At 39.0% G+C, this 16,823-nt stretch carries 13 protein-coding genes; all 13 read right to left on the bottom strand.

Annotated features, from left to right (window positions below; all coding sequences use genetic code 11):
* Window positions 1–110: 110 nt before the first annotated feature.
* Entirely contained in the window at window positions 111–1,007 is an 897-nt protein-coding gene (locus V7266_RS16645) for a carbohydrate ABC transporter permease (protein ID WP_335469203.1), read from the bottom strand.
* Between the two features lie 18 nt (window positions 1,008–1,025).
* Window positions 1,026–1,901: a carbohydrate ABC transporter permease gene (locus V7266_RS16640; RefSeq protein WP_335469202.1), complete on the bottom strand. Its 876-nt coding sequence runs from the start codon at window positions 1,899–1,901 to the stop codon at window positions 1,026–1,028.
* Between the two features lie 122 nt (window positions 1,902–2,023).
* The gene (locus V7266_RS16635; RefSeq protein WP_335469211.1) at window positions 2,024–3,322 is read right to left on the bottom strand and encodes an extracellular solute-binding protein; all 1,299 of its coding nucleotides are present in this window, start codon (window positions 3,320–3,322) and stop codon (window positions 2,024–2,026) included.
* Window positions 3,323–3,460: 138 nt separating this feature from the next.
* Window positions 3,461–4,246, bottom strand: coding sequence for a response regulator transcription factor (locus V7266_RS16630; RefSeq protein ID WP_335469201.1), 786 nt, complete (start codon window positions 4,244–4,246; stop codon window positions 3,461–3,463).
* On the bottom strand, window positions 4,239–5,987 hold the full coding sequence (locus tag V7266_RS16625; protein WP_335469198.1) for a sensor histidine kinase: 1,749 nt from the start codon (window positions 5,985–5,987) through the stop codon (window positions 4,239–4,241). Before V7266_RS16625 ends, V7266_RS16630 begins: the two co-directional genes overlap by 8 nt.
* A gap of 142 nt (window positions 5,988–6,129) precedes the next feature.
* On the bottom strand, window positions 6,130–6,741 hold the full coding sequence (locus V7266_RS16620) for a polysaccharide deacetylase family protein (RefSeq protein WP_335469210.1): 612 nt from the start codon (window positions 6,739–6,741) through the stop codon (window positions 6,130–6,132).
* Between the two features lie 90 nt (window positions 6,742–6,831).
* A complete protein-coding gene (locus V7266_RS16615; protein WP_335469196.1) occupies window positions 6,832–7,815 on the bottom strand; it encodes an aldo/keto reductase in 984 nt (327 codons plus the stop codon).
* A 52-nt stretch (window positions 7,816–7,867) separates the two neighbouring features.
* A complete protein-coding gene (locus tag V7266_RS16610) occupies window positions 7,868–8,524 on the bottom strand; it encodes an SGNH/GDSL hydrolase family protein (RefSeq protein ID WP_335469193.1) in 657 nt (218 codons plus the stop codon).
* A 58-nt stretch (window positions 8,525–8,582) separates the two neighbouring features.
* Window positions 8,583–12,002 carry a glycoside hydrolase family 2 TIM barrel-domain containing protein gene (locus V7266_RS16605; RefSeq protein ID WP_335469191.1) on the bottom strand — a complete coding sequence of 1,140 codons (3,420 nt, stop codon included), beginning with the start codon at window positions 12,000–12,002 and terminating at the stop codon, window positions 8,583–8,585.
* A 98-nt stretch (window positions 12,003–12,100) separates the two neighbouring features.
* Complete coding sequence (locus V7266_RS16600) at window positions 12,101–12,796, bottom strand: SDR family NAD(P)-dependent oxidoreductase (protein ID WP_335469189.1); 696 nt, start codon at window positions 12,794–12,796, stop codon at window positions 12,101–12,103.
* 92 nt (window positions 12,797–12,888) lie between these two features.
* The gene (locus V7266_RS16595) at window positions 12,889–13,950 is read right to left on the bottom strand and encodes an NAD(P)-dependent alcohol dehydrogenase (RefSeq protein WP_335469187.1); all 1,062 of its coding nucleotides are present in this window, start codon (window positions 13,948–13,950) and stop codon (window positions 12,889–12,891) included.
* 27 nt (window positions 13,951–13,977) lie between these two features.
* Window positions 13,978–15,588, bottom strand: coding sequence for a glycoside hydrolase family 43 protein (locus V7266_RS16590; protein ID WP_335469185.1), 1,611 nt, complete (start codon window positions 15,586–15,588; stop codon window positions 13,978–13,980).
* Window positions 15,589–15,729: 141 nt separating this feature from the next.
* Window positions 15,730–16,731, bottom strand: a complete 1,002-nt coding sequence (locus V7266_RS16585; RefSeq protein WP_335469183.1) for a Gfo/Idh/MocA family protein — start codon at window positions 16,729–16,731, stop codon at window positions 15,730–15,732.
* Window positions 16,732–16,823: the final 92 nt, after the last annotated feature.

Here is a 16,823-nt window from a genome sequence, read left to right as displayed (position 1 = left end):
AATAATAGACACTCATTTTTCTATACTCAGAAAAGCAAGTGTCTATTATTTATAGAAATTCTTCTGTATGCTTATGTTTTTATTTCACGAATTAAAGCAGGAAGTTTTAATTATCCTTTCACAGATCCAGCCGCAATGCCTTCCACAATTCTGTCACTAAGAATAAAGAAAGCTATAAGAACTGGAATAATACTAATCATCAAGGTTGCACCAATCGCGCCCCAATCAGTTAAATATTGTCCTACAAAGTTATTAACTCCAACCGTGATCGTCTTCCACTTATCAGAACTCAAGAAGGTATTAACAAAGACGAATTCATTCCAGTTGTAAATCATGTTAATGATAACCGTTGTTGAAAGTACAGGTACGGTCATTGGAAGTGTAATCTGGAAAAAGATACGATGAATTGAACAGCCATCAATTACAGCTGCTTCTTCTACCTCTCTTGGAAGTGATTTGTAAAATCCACTTAGGATCATGATGGTAATCGGTAAATTGAACGCTACATAGGATAATATGACTGAAATAGGATTATCTATTAAATGGACTGTTTTAAAGGTATTAAATAACGGAATTAATGTTGAGTGAAGTGGAATCATATATCCCGCCATAAACAAACCTAGAACTAACCGGCTAAGCTTCCATTGCATTCTTGTAATCGCGAATGTTACAAAGCTAGCTAGAATAACAGTTAAAACAACAGCTACTACGGTGTAAATTACACTATTTAAAAAGTAAGCATCGATGTGCCCGGCATTCCAAGCTTTTAGATAGTTGCCCCACTGTGGATGTTGAGGCAATGAGAATGGGGACATGCCAAAGACCTCTTGATTGGTTTTTAAGGAAAAAAGGAATAACCATATAAGTGGATAAATCTGGATAATAGCAATAATTCCCAGAATTAAATAGAGAATTCCGTAGCCAATTTTTTTTCCAAGCGTATTACTAGTTTTATATGAAGCAGATAGGGTCGTATGTGTTTGATTTTCATATGCCACTTTGCTCATCTTATTCACTCCCCTTTGTTAGTAATCCACATCTTTAGTAGACAGTAGTTTTTGAATCAACCAGGTCATCAGCATACAGATAACTAATAAACCAAATCCAATCGCACTTCCGTAACCAAAATTATATTTAGTAAATGCTTCTGTGTACATGTAGGACGCCATAACTTCACTCGCATGGTTAGGGCCGCCGCCAGTCAAGACGAAAATCAAGTCAAAATACTTTAATGAACCAACGATAGCCAAAATGACCATCACTTTTATGACCCCTGCAATCAGAGGAACTTTAATTTTATAAGCAATTTGAATCGCTGTGGCTCCGTCGATTTTCGCCGCTTCGATCAGTTCTTCTGGAACATTTTTTAAAGCAGCATAGAAAATGATGATATAAAAACCAGCGTACTGCCAAACGATTGGAATAAACAGGGCATATAAAACGATGTTCGAATCCGCTAACCAAAGCGGCGGATTTTCCACACCAAATGTCATTAACAATCGGTTGATCATTCCGTTTGATGGATCAAAAATTTTGGCCCATAACTGTGCAATGGCAACGGATGATAACAACATCGGAATGAGATAAATCTTTCTTAAAAGGTTAGCACCTTTTATCTTACTTGCTAAGATCAACGATAAAATTAAGTAACCAATCAAGCTTATTGTGGAAAAAATACCGAGAAGTAAGGAATGCCATGTACTCTGCCAAAACATTTTGTCGTGGATTAGATTTTTGTAGTTCTCTAAACCAATAAACTTCATCTTACCGATGCCGTTCCAGTCCATTAATCCATAATAACCGGTCTGAAAGATTGGGATATAAATTAAAAATAGAACAAGAAGTAACGCGGGAAGTACATAAAGGGTGATGGCTAACTTGTTCGACATTACGTTTTTCATTTTTTATACTCCCTTCATTAAAAGCGTAAGCGCCTCGTTCAGGCGCTGAAGCTGGATAGTCTAAATTTATAGAGGGCATAACTTGTATGCCCTCTATGTTTAAGAGAATGAATTACACTAAATTACTTTTGTTCTTTTGCAAGAGCGTCTGCTTGTTGCTTAACAAAATCTTTCGGCGTAACTTGTTTTCCAAATAGAGCTGTAACTAAATCATGGTGTAATTCGGAGACAGCTGGGCTAGATTGTGTATCAAAATAAGTCGTAACGTTTGATGCTTCACTCAAATCCTTCAAAATATCAATGTACATTGGAGAAAGTTTCAAATTAGATGTGTCTACTTTCGTTGCCGGAATAACACCAGCATCTGTAACTGATTTTTTACCCCATTCTTTAACTAAGAATCCAACGAAATCTTTTGCTTCTTTCTTCACTTTAGAATCTTTCGCTACGAATAAACCAACACCAGGACCACCAACATAGCTGTTGATATCAGTTCCTTTTCCGCCTTCATAAGTTGGGAACTTAAAATAACCAACCTTATCTTTAAAGTCCTGTTTTACATCAGGGCTTGTTGTATAGTTCGGCAATTCCCAAGTAGCTGTTAAGAACATCGCAGCTTTTTCATTCATGAAATAACCTTTAGCATCATCATTGGATAATGCGCTTGAACCTTTAACAAAACCGCCCATGTTTACTAGGTTTTGTACTTCTTGTGCTGCTTTAACAATAGCTGGGTCGGTCATTTTGGCTTTTCCATGAATAACATCAGTTAAAATCGTAGGGCCGCCGATACGGTCTGCTAGATACATAAACCAGAATGAGGCTGGCCAGCCGTCTTTTGCTCCTACAGTAGCAGGGATAACGCCATTTTTCGCTAATGTTTTCACGACATTTTTATATTCCTCAAATGTTTTTGGAACTTCAAGATTATATTTCTTGAAAATTTCTTTGTTGTAGAAAACGTATGAAATGTTCAACTCTAATGGTAAACCATATGTTTTCCCATTAACTGCATAAGATTCTTTTACACCTGGGATAAAAGCATCTTTAAGAGCTGGATCTCCATTTACGATATCGTCTAATGGCTCTAACATGTCACCTTCTACGTAAGGCTTGATAAAACCGTCTGACCAAGTCATACCAATATCCGGTAATTCATTAGATGAAGCTAAAACTTTTAGCTTGTCTCTGTATTGATCTGGGTTTAAGATTTCTGTTTCAATTTTTACATCTGGATGTTGTTTTTCGTAATCACTGATGATATTTTTTACGATGGAAAACTGTGCATTTGAACTGCCTTCCGGCCATAAATGCATAAATTTAATGACTTTCTTGCCGCCGCTTGAAGCGCTTTCTTCACTAGACGAACTTGATGAAGAACAGCCAGCAAGTGCTAATGCAGCTAGCAATACTAAGGACATTAAGACTGAAATCGTTTTCTTTTTAAACAATTGTTATTCCCCCTATGACCTTTTATTCTGTGTTTGTTTACATTTATAGCTTAACATTCTGATAGTTTTGAAAATAGGTCACAATGATTAGGAAAAATACCACTTTTTTTAGAAAGCCCTTTCATGGTTATTTTTACGATAAGAACTAGGTGTGATCCCCTCAATTTCTTTGAAAATTTTAATAAAATATTTGGCGGTTTTGTACCCAGATTCCTCAGCAATATCATTGATTGGCAAATTAGTAGAGACCAACAATTCCTTTGAACGTTGAATTCTTCGTCTAGTAACATATTCACTGAAGGTGAGCTTGACATGTTCTTTAAATAAGACACTTAAGTAGCTTGGGTTTAAGTGAACATGGTCCGCAACTTCCTTTTGAGTTAATTCATTCTTTAGATTATTATTGATATAATCAAGTGCTTCACGGATGGGGACCCGATTGGAAGGATTTTGAGCACTTACATCCACGAGTTTGGTATCCACGACTTTTTCAATCATCCCTGCCCGCTCTTGTTTTTCGACAGTTTTCAATGCATCTTCCACCGCTTCGATGAGATCTTTTTTACTAATCGGTTTTAGTAAATAATCAATAACCCCTAACCGAAGTGCCTCATGGGCATACTCGAATTCTGAGTATGCCGAAATAACGATAATAACCGGAGACATATTTTGCTCCTTTATTATTTTTAGCAGCTGTAAACCCGTCATTTCCGGCATTCGGATATCAGTTAACAGGATATGCACCTTATGCTCCTGCATGAGTTGGATTGTTTCTGCCCCGTTAGAAGCCGTGATAATTTGGTATTTCCCGTTCGCCCATGTATCTAATGTCTTCTTAAGTCCTTGCCGTGTTCTTGGTTCATCATCAACAATTAAAATCGTTTTGCTATACATGGCTGTTCTCCTCCGAATTCATAGGTATTTCAAAAGAAATGGTTGTACCCATATTCACTTCACTAGTAATTGTTAATCCTCTTTTTAACCGTTCATGATAAAATAATTGGAGCCTTTTATATACATTGGCTATGGCCATTCCATTTCCCTTTACAGAAGTGCCGCCTCCTGCTTGCATAGACTGTCTTACATAATTCAACTTTTCTTGATCCATCCCTGGACCATCATCGTTAACAAGTATCTCTAAATACCCATTATCCATTGAGGGCTGAATCGCAACAGTAACCGTGCATGGATGGACCGTATTCCCGGCACCATGCAGAACCGCATTCTCTACTAAAGGCTGGATCAATAATTTTGGTATTTTTACATGTTCTAACTCGGATGATAAATTTAAATTCCAGTTTAATTGATCACCAAAGCGCATTTTCATAATTTCCATATAGTCCTGAATATGTTTAACTTCCTCATTAATTGGTACCCAATCACTATCCGCTTGTTTTGTAATGGTATAACGGAATAGATTTGACATCGCAATGACGAGCTCTGCTAGTTCCTCTTCCTCTTTATCATCAAGCGACCATCTGAGTGCATCTAATGTATTAAAAAGAAAATGTGGATTAATTTGCGCTTGAAGTGCTTTTAATTCACTCTGGCTGCGAATAATCTCTTTTTGGTAAACCATTTTGATTAGATGATTGGTTTCTTTAACCAATTGATTATAGGTACTATTCAATTCCTTAATTTCATTGACCGTTGGGACATAGGGATTCAGCGTTAAGGAGCCTTCGCTTGCTTTTTGCATGGTTTTTGTCAACTTTATAATTGGTCTAGTAATAATCGTTGATAGAAAAAATGAACTAATAAAAAAGATGAAAAATCCGATAATTCCCGAAATAATAATTCCCATCCGCAACATACTTAATCCATTAGTAAGCGCTTTTACTGGCGTTAAAATAATCACTGTCCATCCAGTATCTTTAGAAGACTGTTTCGTAACCATATAATCCTTGTGGTGTAATGAAATATAGGCACCGGCATTGTTGATAATAGGTTTTAAAGGGCTCTTATAGTTTGATAAAATAGGCTTTAAATCCTTATCTAATAGCATTGAATATTGATTTGTATTGTTATCCTGGTTAGCGAACTGGAAATAGTTATGATAAATCCTAACTAAAAGATAACCGCCATTAGCGAAACCATGATTCATTAAATTTACACGTCTTAGAGCTAAAACATAATCGGAATTGCTAGGGTCTTCTCCGATCCAGACTAGACGCCCCTTTGCTTCATTCGCTTGTTCGATCCACTGCTTGTCAATTCGAGTAGTTAAACTCGTGTCATCAAATGGTAATAAGCGGTTAAGCTGTGGTGTAAAAAGCTCAAATGAAAAAATTCCTTCCGTATTTGCTTGAAGAGTATTAACATTTCCCTTTGCTTTCTGCAGATCAGCAAAGGTTACTTTTCTTCCTATATAATTGTTTGTCAAGATTTCCTGAATGGCATCATTTGTCATGACAAGTTTGGAAGCTGTGTTAATTTGTTCATATAATGATTCAAGTCTTCCATTTGCTTCAATGGCAGTCTGCTGGATTTGTTTTTCTCCATTATTTTTCAACATATTGGAGACTTGTTTAAAAGTTAGAATGCTAACAATCAATAAAACAATCGCCATTACGATTAAAAATACAACTAAGATTTGATTTCTTAACGTGTTCCATTTTTGTAATTTTGAGATCATTTATGCCGCCTTCTATCTAAGGAGAGTATTTTACTAATATAACTCATTTTTTCAGAAAAATTAATACGTTTTCATAGAAAAGCAAAAAAAGGAAATCCCAATCTACCAAGGTGTGATTTCCTTTTTTCTATTTACTCTCCTGTCATTCAGGAGCTGACAGCTTTAATAATTCACTAACAGTTAGTAATTGATAGCCTTCGGATATTAACCAAGAAACAAGTTCCTTGACTGCTTGGATAGTTTGAGATCGATCACCAAAACCATCATGGAAAATTAAAATACTTCCATTTCTCACACAGTTCCTTGAGATGGTTAGAATATGTTCCACTCCCGGCTGCTCCCAGTCTTGGGCCTCTAAATTTAGTGCTCCGATCATAGAATAACCCTTATCACTTACGATTGAAATAGTGTCATTATTATAATCGAGGTAAGGAGGCCGAAAGACTCCTGGAGTTTGTCCAATCAGTTCCTGGATGATTTTTTCATTTTGTTCAATCTCCGTTAAACAATCAGCAGGAGTTATCTCGGATAATTTGGGATGTGAATAGGTATGATTGCCGATTTCATGTCCTTGTTCTGCCACTAGTTTGACAAGATCAGGATGAAGATTCATTTGCTCACCAATCATAAAAAATGTCGCTTTTCCTTCTGCCTCTGAAAAAATCTCTAACACTTCTGGTGTATAAGTCGGGTTCGGTCCATCATCAAACGTAATGGCTACAGCTTTTTTGAATGTTGAAATTTCGTTAATCATTGTTAGCTCGGACAATTGGATTCACTCCTACTAGAAAGTTATAAACAAGGGAAGCCCCTAGTGAAGTATAATCACTTGGGGCTTAATAGATTAATAAGGTCCTCTAATATAGTTCCTTACTTTTTCCTGGTAGAAGCTTTGAAGCTTTTGCATTTCTTCTACAGTGAATGGTTTTGTATCCAAGGCTGATAAATTGTCCTCGACTTGTTTCACGTTTTTAAATCCAGGGATGATACAAGTAATCTCTTTCTGGTCTAAAATCCAGCGCAGTGCCGCACTGGCCATTGATTTCCTTCCTTCACCAATCCATTTTAATTGATCAGCTAATTCCACACCTTTTTGGAAACCAAGTCCGGCAAATGTTTCTCCTACATTGAAGGCCTCACCATTTTCATTAAAGCGGCGGTGGTCGTCTGCTTCAAACATATGGTTACTTGTGAATTTTCCAGTAAGCAGGCCGCTTGCAAGTGGTAACCTAACAAGAAGTCCTACTCCTTTTTTATACGCTTCTGGGATTAACTCTTCTAATGGCTTCTGACGGAAAATATTAAAAATGATCTGGAGGCTTTTTACGTTAGGATATTCCAAACAAATAAGGCCTTCTTCCACCGTTTCCACACTAACTCCGTATTGCTTGATCTTTCCTTCCTGCTTCAAACGATCAAGTACTTCAAATACACTGCCATCCCGTAAGATATCTGTTGCCGGGCAATGAATTTGGTATAAATCAATCGCTTCCCGTTTTAAGCGGCGGAGGCTGTTTTCACAATAGGCACTAACCTTTTCATAGCTATAATTCTGCGGGTCAAAAATATCCCCTTGACGGCAGAACTTTGTAGCGATATGGATTTGATCTTCCTTCCCTTTTGTCGCTTTTGCCAACAGCTCTTCACTATGACCGTCCCCATATACATCAGCTGTATCAAAGAAGTTAACACCTTGTCCAATCGCATAGTCAAGGGATTTCAAGGCCGCTTCGTCACTAGTCTTCCCCCAAGAGCCGCCAATCGCCCATGTTCCAAAACTAACTTCACTGATTTTAATTCCTGTATTTCCTAATTCACGATAGTTCATGTTAATCTCTCCCCCCAAAATGTGATTGAATTGATTAGACTTAGGTTTAAACTTAAGAGCGGTCCCACTCAAATCCGATTGCCTTCAGAAATGCTCTTGCCAAAACCATATGTCCTGCAGCAGATGGATGAACACGATCCCAGGCGATAGTTGCAGGATACAGTTCCGTTAATACCTGATTAAAAGCCACTTGTGTATCAACAAATATACAACCAGTCTCTTCTGCAATTTTTCGAACGATTTGGCCATATTGATCCATCGTTTGCCGCATCCGATCCTGTTCGTTGCTTTCTAAATAAAATGGAGTCATGAGGACAAGCCCCTTTGTGAGAGGCTTCGTTTCTGATACCAACTTCCGAAGTGTTTCTTCATATTCGTTTGCATACACATGCCATTCTTTAATGAAAGGCGTATCATACTGCCGCCAAACATCGTTGATGCCAATCATAATCGATAACCAATCTGGCTCTTGCGTGATGACATCTTCTTGCCATCTATTTTTTAAATCACGAACCGTATTTCCGCTGATTCCTTTATTCACCACCCGAATGCCAAACTCCGGATAGACAGTCTGCAACAGTGCCTCAACGTAGGACACATAGCCCTTCCCAAGAGCACCAAATAATCCTTCTCCTTCAGGTTTCGCTCTCTCACAATCCGTTACAGAATCACCAATAAATAATAGTTTCTGTGCTTTTTCAAGCTTCATTTATTTTCTCTCCGCATCCATTAAAATGATTGACTAAAAAATTTGAGGGCGTCATACTCTACCTTTCAAAACGGAACCAGCCAAAATCAAAATTACTTCCCGGCAGGAAGATAAAGGTTACTTTTTGGATTCCAGTGATTCTTTCCAATTCAAAAACTCGCTCTTCATAGTTATCTGATTGCGTGAATTCGACGAGTTGATTAGATTCTCCAGCTTCGTTTGCAAAGCGGATATGAATGGTATTTTTATCAATCGACGACCTTCCAAAAACGACCAGTTTCGTTGCCCCTTCACCATTAAAATCCAGCTGTTCAAACTCTAACGAAACATTATTTCCGATTCCTTCAACTTTATTTTCATTTACTGTAAACGTATCCCCATAGATATGGTCACTTTCCGCAGCAAGATTTCTTTCAAAGGCTCTATTCTGCTTTTCAAAAGAAAATCCTTTAATATGAACCTTCTTTTGTAGGACAAAACAAATGGAAGTAATGCCTCGAAGTCGCTTGGACAAGCGATACGTTTCTTCTTGATACACATTCCACTTGGATTCTTTTTGATAAATAACATCCGCCAGTAACTCACTTCCAGCTTCATCAGGCATTCCTTCCCAAATTTGCAAGGAATACTCTTCACTTGATAAGGCAAAAATCGGAATCGTTATCGTATCAGATCCATACGTTCCAAAGTCAATTCCTCGAAACCCTACCTGAGTTTCACCATCTCTAGCTGTCGCCACTCCTCTTTCGTTTCCGTTTCCAACTTCACCTTTACTATAATCATAGAGTCCTGCTGAGATAAATCCATATGGATCTTTATAGGCAGTCCCAAGGCCCTCAACCATAAACTCCAGCTGAGAGATTAGTTTTGTCTTGTCTGTTCCATTCTTACTTGTACAACGGACGCGGAATTCTCCGTCTCCTAATGCTGTAATCTTTGCTTTCTGACCAAACGCTTCGACTTTGGCAATATTGGACTCAATACCGGTTTCATTGACTACGCTCCACTCAACTTCTTGATAAGAAGTATTTTCCGGGAATAATCTTGCTCTTACGATCATCTCTTTTTTTGATTCATTAAACACTTGTCCTTCTTCGCTGAGGATTTCAATCTTACGAAGAGGGACATCTTCGCTCTTACCCATTACAATCGGCAGCTCCTGATTCCTCGTACGAGCAGAGATTCCTTCGACTCTTCCCTCTTTTATTGGTAAGGATTCAAAGTCTACTTTCTGGCTATCTAAACCTACGGAGGACACTTCAAGTTGAATCGCTCCAGGTTCTAATGTGGCTCCGATAATGGCCATTAATTTACCACTGAACAATTTTCTGCTTACGCCTTTATACTGGTCATAATCGGTGCTGTCCCCATTATCAAGGCCAATCAAGCGGCCTGCTCCGCTCACATCCACACGTACACGATTGTTGGCATTATCCACCGGAGTTCCATTCTCATCTTCCATGGTAATTTCAACAAAAATTAAGTCTATACCATTTGCAATTAACTGTTTCTTATCCGCATGCAACCTGATTCTTTTAGCATCTCCAAATGATTTCTTTACATCCGTTGCAATAATGCGGTCTTTTTCATCATAGGCGATTGCTGTTAATTCCCCTTCTTCATAAGGAATCTTCCACCAGCCAACAAGCTGTGTCCCATTTTCATGATCAATTTCATGAGTTCCGATGGTCATCCCATTGAATTGAAGTTCAATTTTCGGTGCATTCGAGCACACTCGCACATCAACCATTTGTCCGGTATTAAAATCCCAATAAGGCAAAATATGAACCATTGGCTTTGTTTTGTAATCTGTCCATGCTGATTGATAAATGAAATAGGAATCCTTCTTAAATGTAGCCGTATCAATCTGACCAAAATAGGAGTTCTTCGTATGGTAGGGTGTAGGTTCCCCGATATAATCAAATCCCGTCCAAATAAATTGACCAAGGGAGAATGGTGTATCCCTTTCGGCTAGAATACAGGCTTCCGCTGACTTAGCCCCCCAGCTCGTTGAACTATTTCCAAGGGCGGAACATTGTTCGTCATCATCTGCTAGAATCGACTTTTCAAATGGGAAATGATAGATTCCTCTGCTTTGAACGACAGAGGCAGTCTCGCTGCCATAGATGATCCAATCCGGATATTCCTCATGATGGTTTTGATAATATTTTTCCGCATAATTATAGCCAGCCACTTTCACCAAATCTGCACATTTTTGAGCATTTTCCCACGGCATATAATTCGATCCGATGGTTATTTTGGCATTTTCGTTTGGATCATATTTTCGTACTTCATCCATGAGCATTTTTGTTACTTCTTGCCCTCTTTCATCTGCATGGGTGTCATATATTTCATTTCCAATACTCCACATTAAGAGACTCGGATGATTTCGGTCACGCCTGACCCAGCTTTTTACATCAATTGCCGCCCAAGCTTTAAAAAACCTTGCGTAATCATACGATGTCTTAGATCTTTCCCACATATCAAATGCTTCTGAGACGATCAGAAACCCCATCTCATCGGCTAAGTCCATCAGTTCTTTTGCGGGCATATTGTGAGCCGTTCGGATCGCATTTACGCCCATTTCTTTTAATATCACGAATCTTCTTTTCAAGGCCGTTTTGTTGAAGGCTGCACCCAAAGCCCCTAAATCATGATGTTCACAAACACCATTTAATTTCATTTTTTTACCGTTCAATATGAACCCTTGCTTAGTGTCAAGGGTAATCGTACGAAACCCGATATTTTGAGAAACAGACTCGATTTCCTCATTTGTTTGAACTAGTTTTAATTGAGTGATCAGCTGATAAAGATTTGGCTCTTCCGTACACCAAACAGCCGGATTTTCTACAAACAGCCTTTGTTGATTATGTAAACTGTAGTCATTTCCTCTAACCATCTTCTCTGAAGAAGCAGCTATGATATTATCCTTATACATGATCGTATGTGAAAGCTCCGCATCTTCGTAGAGGTTGATTTCTGCGTTAACTTCAACTTGCCAGCCATTCAAGTTTGGTTTTGTTGTGACGTAGATTCCATCCGTTACAATATGATTTACATCTCTTGTTTTTAGCCAGACATTCCGATAAATGCCGGCACCAGAGTACCATCGGCTATTCGGACTTTGATGCACGACTTTGACAAGAATTTCATTTTTCCCTTCCACGAGGAAGTCTGTAATATCATGTTCAAAAGAAGAATATCCGTATTTCCATTCCCCTGCAAACTGTTGATTCACATAAAGAGAAGAATCCATATAGACACCATCAAAGCACAAGAGAATCTGCTTTTCTTCTTGAGTATAGGAAAAATTCTTCCGATACCAGCCAATACTGTTTTCATAAAGATTCAGTGAATTATAGATAAGCCAGTCATGCGGAAGATCAACAGGTTCAAACTCAAGAACAGAGCTATCTTGAACAGCTAAGCTACTTTTGGCAAATTCCCATCCATCATTAAAAAGTATTTTCGTATTCATATTTGGTTTACTCACCTCTTATTATGTAGTTTCTTTTGGAACGTGTTTTGGACAGATATCTTAAAGAGAGCTGACTTTTTCAGCCAGCTCTAAATTTACTAAATTGCCATTGGTTTTCCTTCATGATTGATAAAAACATATTTACTTTCTAATTTGAGTCGTGTTTCGATGAGTTTGAATATTCCGTTTGCCGTATCAATAGGATTTCCTGGGGCATTACTTCCACCCATATCGGTCCTGATCCAGCCAGGATGGACAGCGTAAACCTGAATATTTTTCCCATTCACATATTGGTTTAATTGCTGTGAGAACATATTAAGGGCCGCTTTAGATGCTGCATAAGCATAATCTCCGCCATAAGCGTTTTCAAAACTTCCTGCTTCAGATGAGATATTGATAATGGACGAACTGTCCCCCAATAATAATAAAGGAAGGAAATGTTTCACGACTCTCATCGGGCCGAACAGATTCACATCAAAGGATAGCTGGACCTGTTCGAGGTTCAATTCCTCAATCTTTTTATCACGTTCCAGCAGAATACCTGCATTATTAATAATCACATCTACCGTCCCAAATTGCTCCTTTACCAAATTGGCAGCCTGGATAACAGAATCTTCTTTTGTTACATCTAAGGGAACAATAGAAATAGACTTTGAGAATTCAAGTTCAGATATTTTTTCCATCGCCTGCTCTGAATCTCTAACTCCTGCAACGATATGATGACCTCTTTCTGCCCCAATTTGGGCAAGTGCTAACCCTAGGCCTCTATTGGCACCTGTAATTAAAATTCTCATATTCCATTCACCTGCCTAAAATTAACTTTTAATCATTTAACAGCAAAAGGAAATCGTTTTTTCATGATCTTTTTCTAAAACTCTAACATCATTTATACATTTTTCTTATCTGGATAAATCATGATCTTGATGCTGGTATCCTTCTGGGTTCTAGCCATTTCAACAGCCTCTTTAATATCAGAAAGTGCATATTTGTGTGTGATGATCTTTTCAATCTTACTCCCAGATTTTCCTAACGCCTGAATAGCAGCAGGATAGGTGTTGGCATATCGGAAGAGACCATAAACATCTATTTCGCCATCAATTAACTGATTGATATCAAGGGGAATTTCGTTTGTCGTTGGCATTCCAACGAAAACAATTCTGCCGCCACGATTGACCACTTTTACTGTGTCCGAAATAGCCCTTTGATTACCCGATGATTCCACAACTACCGTAATACCTTTTCCACCAGTTAGTTCTTCAAGCCGCTCTTTCACATTTTCATTAAGTGGATCAAGCACATCCGTTACTCCCATTTCCAGAGCAAGTTCTCTACGGAAAGGGACCACATCACTTGCATAAATCTCCGTTACACCAAACATTTTAGCTGCCTGAATGGCAAGTAAGCCAATCGGACCGAGTCCGCTGATAAATACGCGGTCTGCTTGTGTCACCCTTCCACGATTCATCGCATGAAACCCTACTGATAACGGCTCAAGCAAGGCACCTTCCTCATAACTCATGGTATCTGGCAATTTAAACAGCATATCGCTTCGAATAGTGATATACTCAGCCCAAGCACCATCCACCGGCGGGGTGGCCAAAAACACAACATCAGGGCATAAATTATACCTTCCCGACTTACAATAATCACATCTGCCACAAGTTACCCCTGGTTCTACTGCTACTCGGTCACCCACGGATACATTGGTAACAGTATCTCCTACCTTGACCACTTCTCCGGCTAATTCATGTCCTAGAATAATCGGCTCTTTTACCACATAACGGCCAATTTTTCCATGTTCATAATAATGGACATCCGAACCACAGACACCAATACAATACACTTTGATTAATGCCTCGTCTTCCTTGGGCTCAGGAATGCTGATTTGTTTTACTTCAATATCGAGTGGCTTTGCCATCACTGCGGCATCCATTAAACTTGTTGTCATATCCTATTATCCTTTCTCGAGGTACGTTTATTTTTCATCTCGTTCACGGTAGGTAAAAAAGTCAAAATCCGCATGTTTTTTCCTGCCGCTCAAATCTTGGGCACATAAGCCAATAAATGCGCCAGTAAATCCTTGGTCGAGTAATGTACCGCCCTTTTTTAGTTCCACATTATCATCAGATATTTTGCTGGCATCTAAGACTGGGCCGATTTTAGTCCAAGTCACACCGTCTTTAGAAAAGTAGAATTGCAGTTCCTCATAATGAAGATCGGCTTTTAAGAACACCTGATTCCAACCGTCTATTGAAACAAGCGTTTCAACCGGCTCTGTGTATACACCCCGGTCACTCGCCATAATTCCGAGGCATTTGCCCAACTCTTCGTCATGACTAATCCAAAGATAGTAGTAATTCCGACTGTTGTAATAGTAAACAAGTCCGGCCATCTGTTGAAAAGTTTCTGGTTCAAATTCCACAACAGTCTCAGCTGTTACCGAAAAGGCCTGCTGCCTGCGGGCAATCAAGCTTTGTCTATGTGCGGAACTAAACGATTCTCTTCCTTTTAATCGTAAATATCCGGCTTTTTCTGTAACGGAAACCCAATCTTCTGTAAATGGTACTCGTAGGGAACTAAAATGAATATTTAGTTCTTCCCCATCAAAGTGATCGGTTTCAGGCTCACTTTCAAAAGGGTGTTCAGGTAAAGAAGGAAGTTCCACTCTTGCGTCAGGACTATTAGTCCCATTGGCAAGCCTTAGCCATCCATCTTCCGTCCAAACTCCTTTTTGAAGCGCTGTCTCCCTGCCAAGATTACAGTTCATCGAAGGCTTCAAAGGGCGTCCTGTTAGATGAACTAAATACAGCTCATTATTTTGGGTATGAACGATGCTGGCATGCCCCGCCTTTTGAAGTTCGAGCTCCGGTTTACCAGACGACGTCAAAATCGGTCCTGTTGGGTCAACCTCGTAAGGGCCAAATAATGACTTGGAGCGGGCCACTGTGACTGCATGCTCATATCTCGTCCCGCCTTCAGCAGTCATTAAATAATAATAGTCATTGTTCTTATATAAATGGGGGGCTTCTGTTAATCCTAACTTTGTTCCTTTAAAGATATTATGGATCGGTCCGATTAATTTCTTCTCCTCCGGGGAATATTCCTGGAGTAAGATGCCGCCAAAAGAATTTTTATTTTTCCGGTGATCCCACACCATATTTACAAGCCATTTCCTTCCATCGTCATCATGAAATAGGGATGGATCAAATCCACTGCTATTTAAATAAATCGGTTCGGACCATGGGCCCATAATATCGTCAGCAGTAATGAGATAATTGTGGGTATCTTTAAATGGTCCAATATGACTTTTCACATCGGTGAAGATTAAGTAAAATGTTCCATTATCATAGCTCAAGCATGGAGCCCATACCCCTCCGGAATCCGGATCCCCAAGCATATCTAGTTGACTTTTACGTGATAATGGATGGGTTAGTAATCTCCAATTCTTTAAATCTCTTGAATGATGGATTTGTACCCCGGGAAACCATTCAAAAGTGGAAGTTGCAATATAATAATCATCTTCGACTCTTAGTATGGAAGGATCCGGGTTAAACCCTGGCAAAATCGGATTCTTAACGAAAGACACTACATTCTCCTCCTAAGTTGATAGAATCATTACGTCTATTAAAAAATCTACTTTTATTATATCATCACTAACTTTGTTTGCGTAATCAACAAACTAAGTTTTCTGGAAAATATTAATAAAATTACCAATGAAATTATAGTTTTAAATAAGTAACACTCGCTGTTTATTATTTGCAGATACTATACAGGCATCGATGACTTTCATATTTCTGATAGCATCTTCCGATGGAAAACGGGGCGATGTACCGCCAAGAATACTTTGGCAAAATTCATCCACCTGGAAGGTATACTGATTAAGTTCTTTACTTAGTTCGGTTCGTGTTTCCCCATCAACGGTAACTTTAAAATCCCCCCCTAAATCGGAATTCACTATAAAGGCGTTTGGAATATCAATTTTCCCTTTTGTTCCGACAATTTGGAGGGTATTTTGAAAATGAGCCCACATGCCACACATAAAGGTTACTCCAATATTTTCAGGGAATTCAATTAGGCCTGATACCATCATGTCAACATGATCATGTTCGGGTGAGTAAAAAGCTTGTACCGTAACCGCTTCTGGTTCCCGCTCCAATAAATATCTTGCGGCACTTATCGGATAACAGCCGACATCGTAAATGGCCCCCCCGCCCCATTCAGCACGATAGCGGACATTGTCTTTGTCTGCGGCATTATTAAAGGTAAAGGTCCCATGCAGTGCGCGAATGATTCCTATTTCTCCGGAATTTAAAATTTCCTTAATTCGGTCATATCGAGGGTGATAACGGTACATAAATGCTTCGCCCAATTTCACCCCAGCCTCTTTGCATGCCCCAACCATCTCTCTAGCTTCTTCTTGATTTAGGGCAAGCGGCTTTTCACATAGAACGTGCTTTCCTGCTTTTGCGGCTTTTATGGTCCATTCTTTATGCAGATGATTTGGCAGAGGAATATAAACCACGTCGATTTCAGGGTCTTGCAAAAGCTCTTCATAACTACCGTATGCTCGTTCAATGCCTAATTCAGCAGCAGTCTTTCTGGCTTTCTCTAAACCGCGGCTGGCAATCGCGAGCACCACACTAGTTTCAGAGTTTTTAATTGCTGGAATTACAGAATGAATGGCAATATTGGCACATCCTAAGACTCCCCAGCGCAGCTTCTGTTCCATTTTATTTTCCTCCTATTAAACAAACTTATGAAATTATGGACATGCTCCTAAACGTTTGTTGAACGACTAAATAAAGTGTATAAATAGCTTCT

The sequence above is a fragment of the Neobacillus drentensis genome, assembly GCF_036965645.1.
Lineage (GTDB): Bacteria > Bacillota > Bacilli > Bacillales > Cytobacillaceae > Neobacillus > Neobacillus drentensis_D.
Note: the sequence above shows the minus strand (reverse complement) of the source record. Positions and strands in the feature narration are given on the sequence as shown.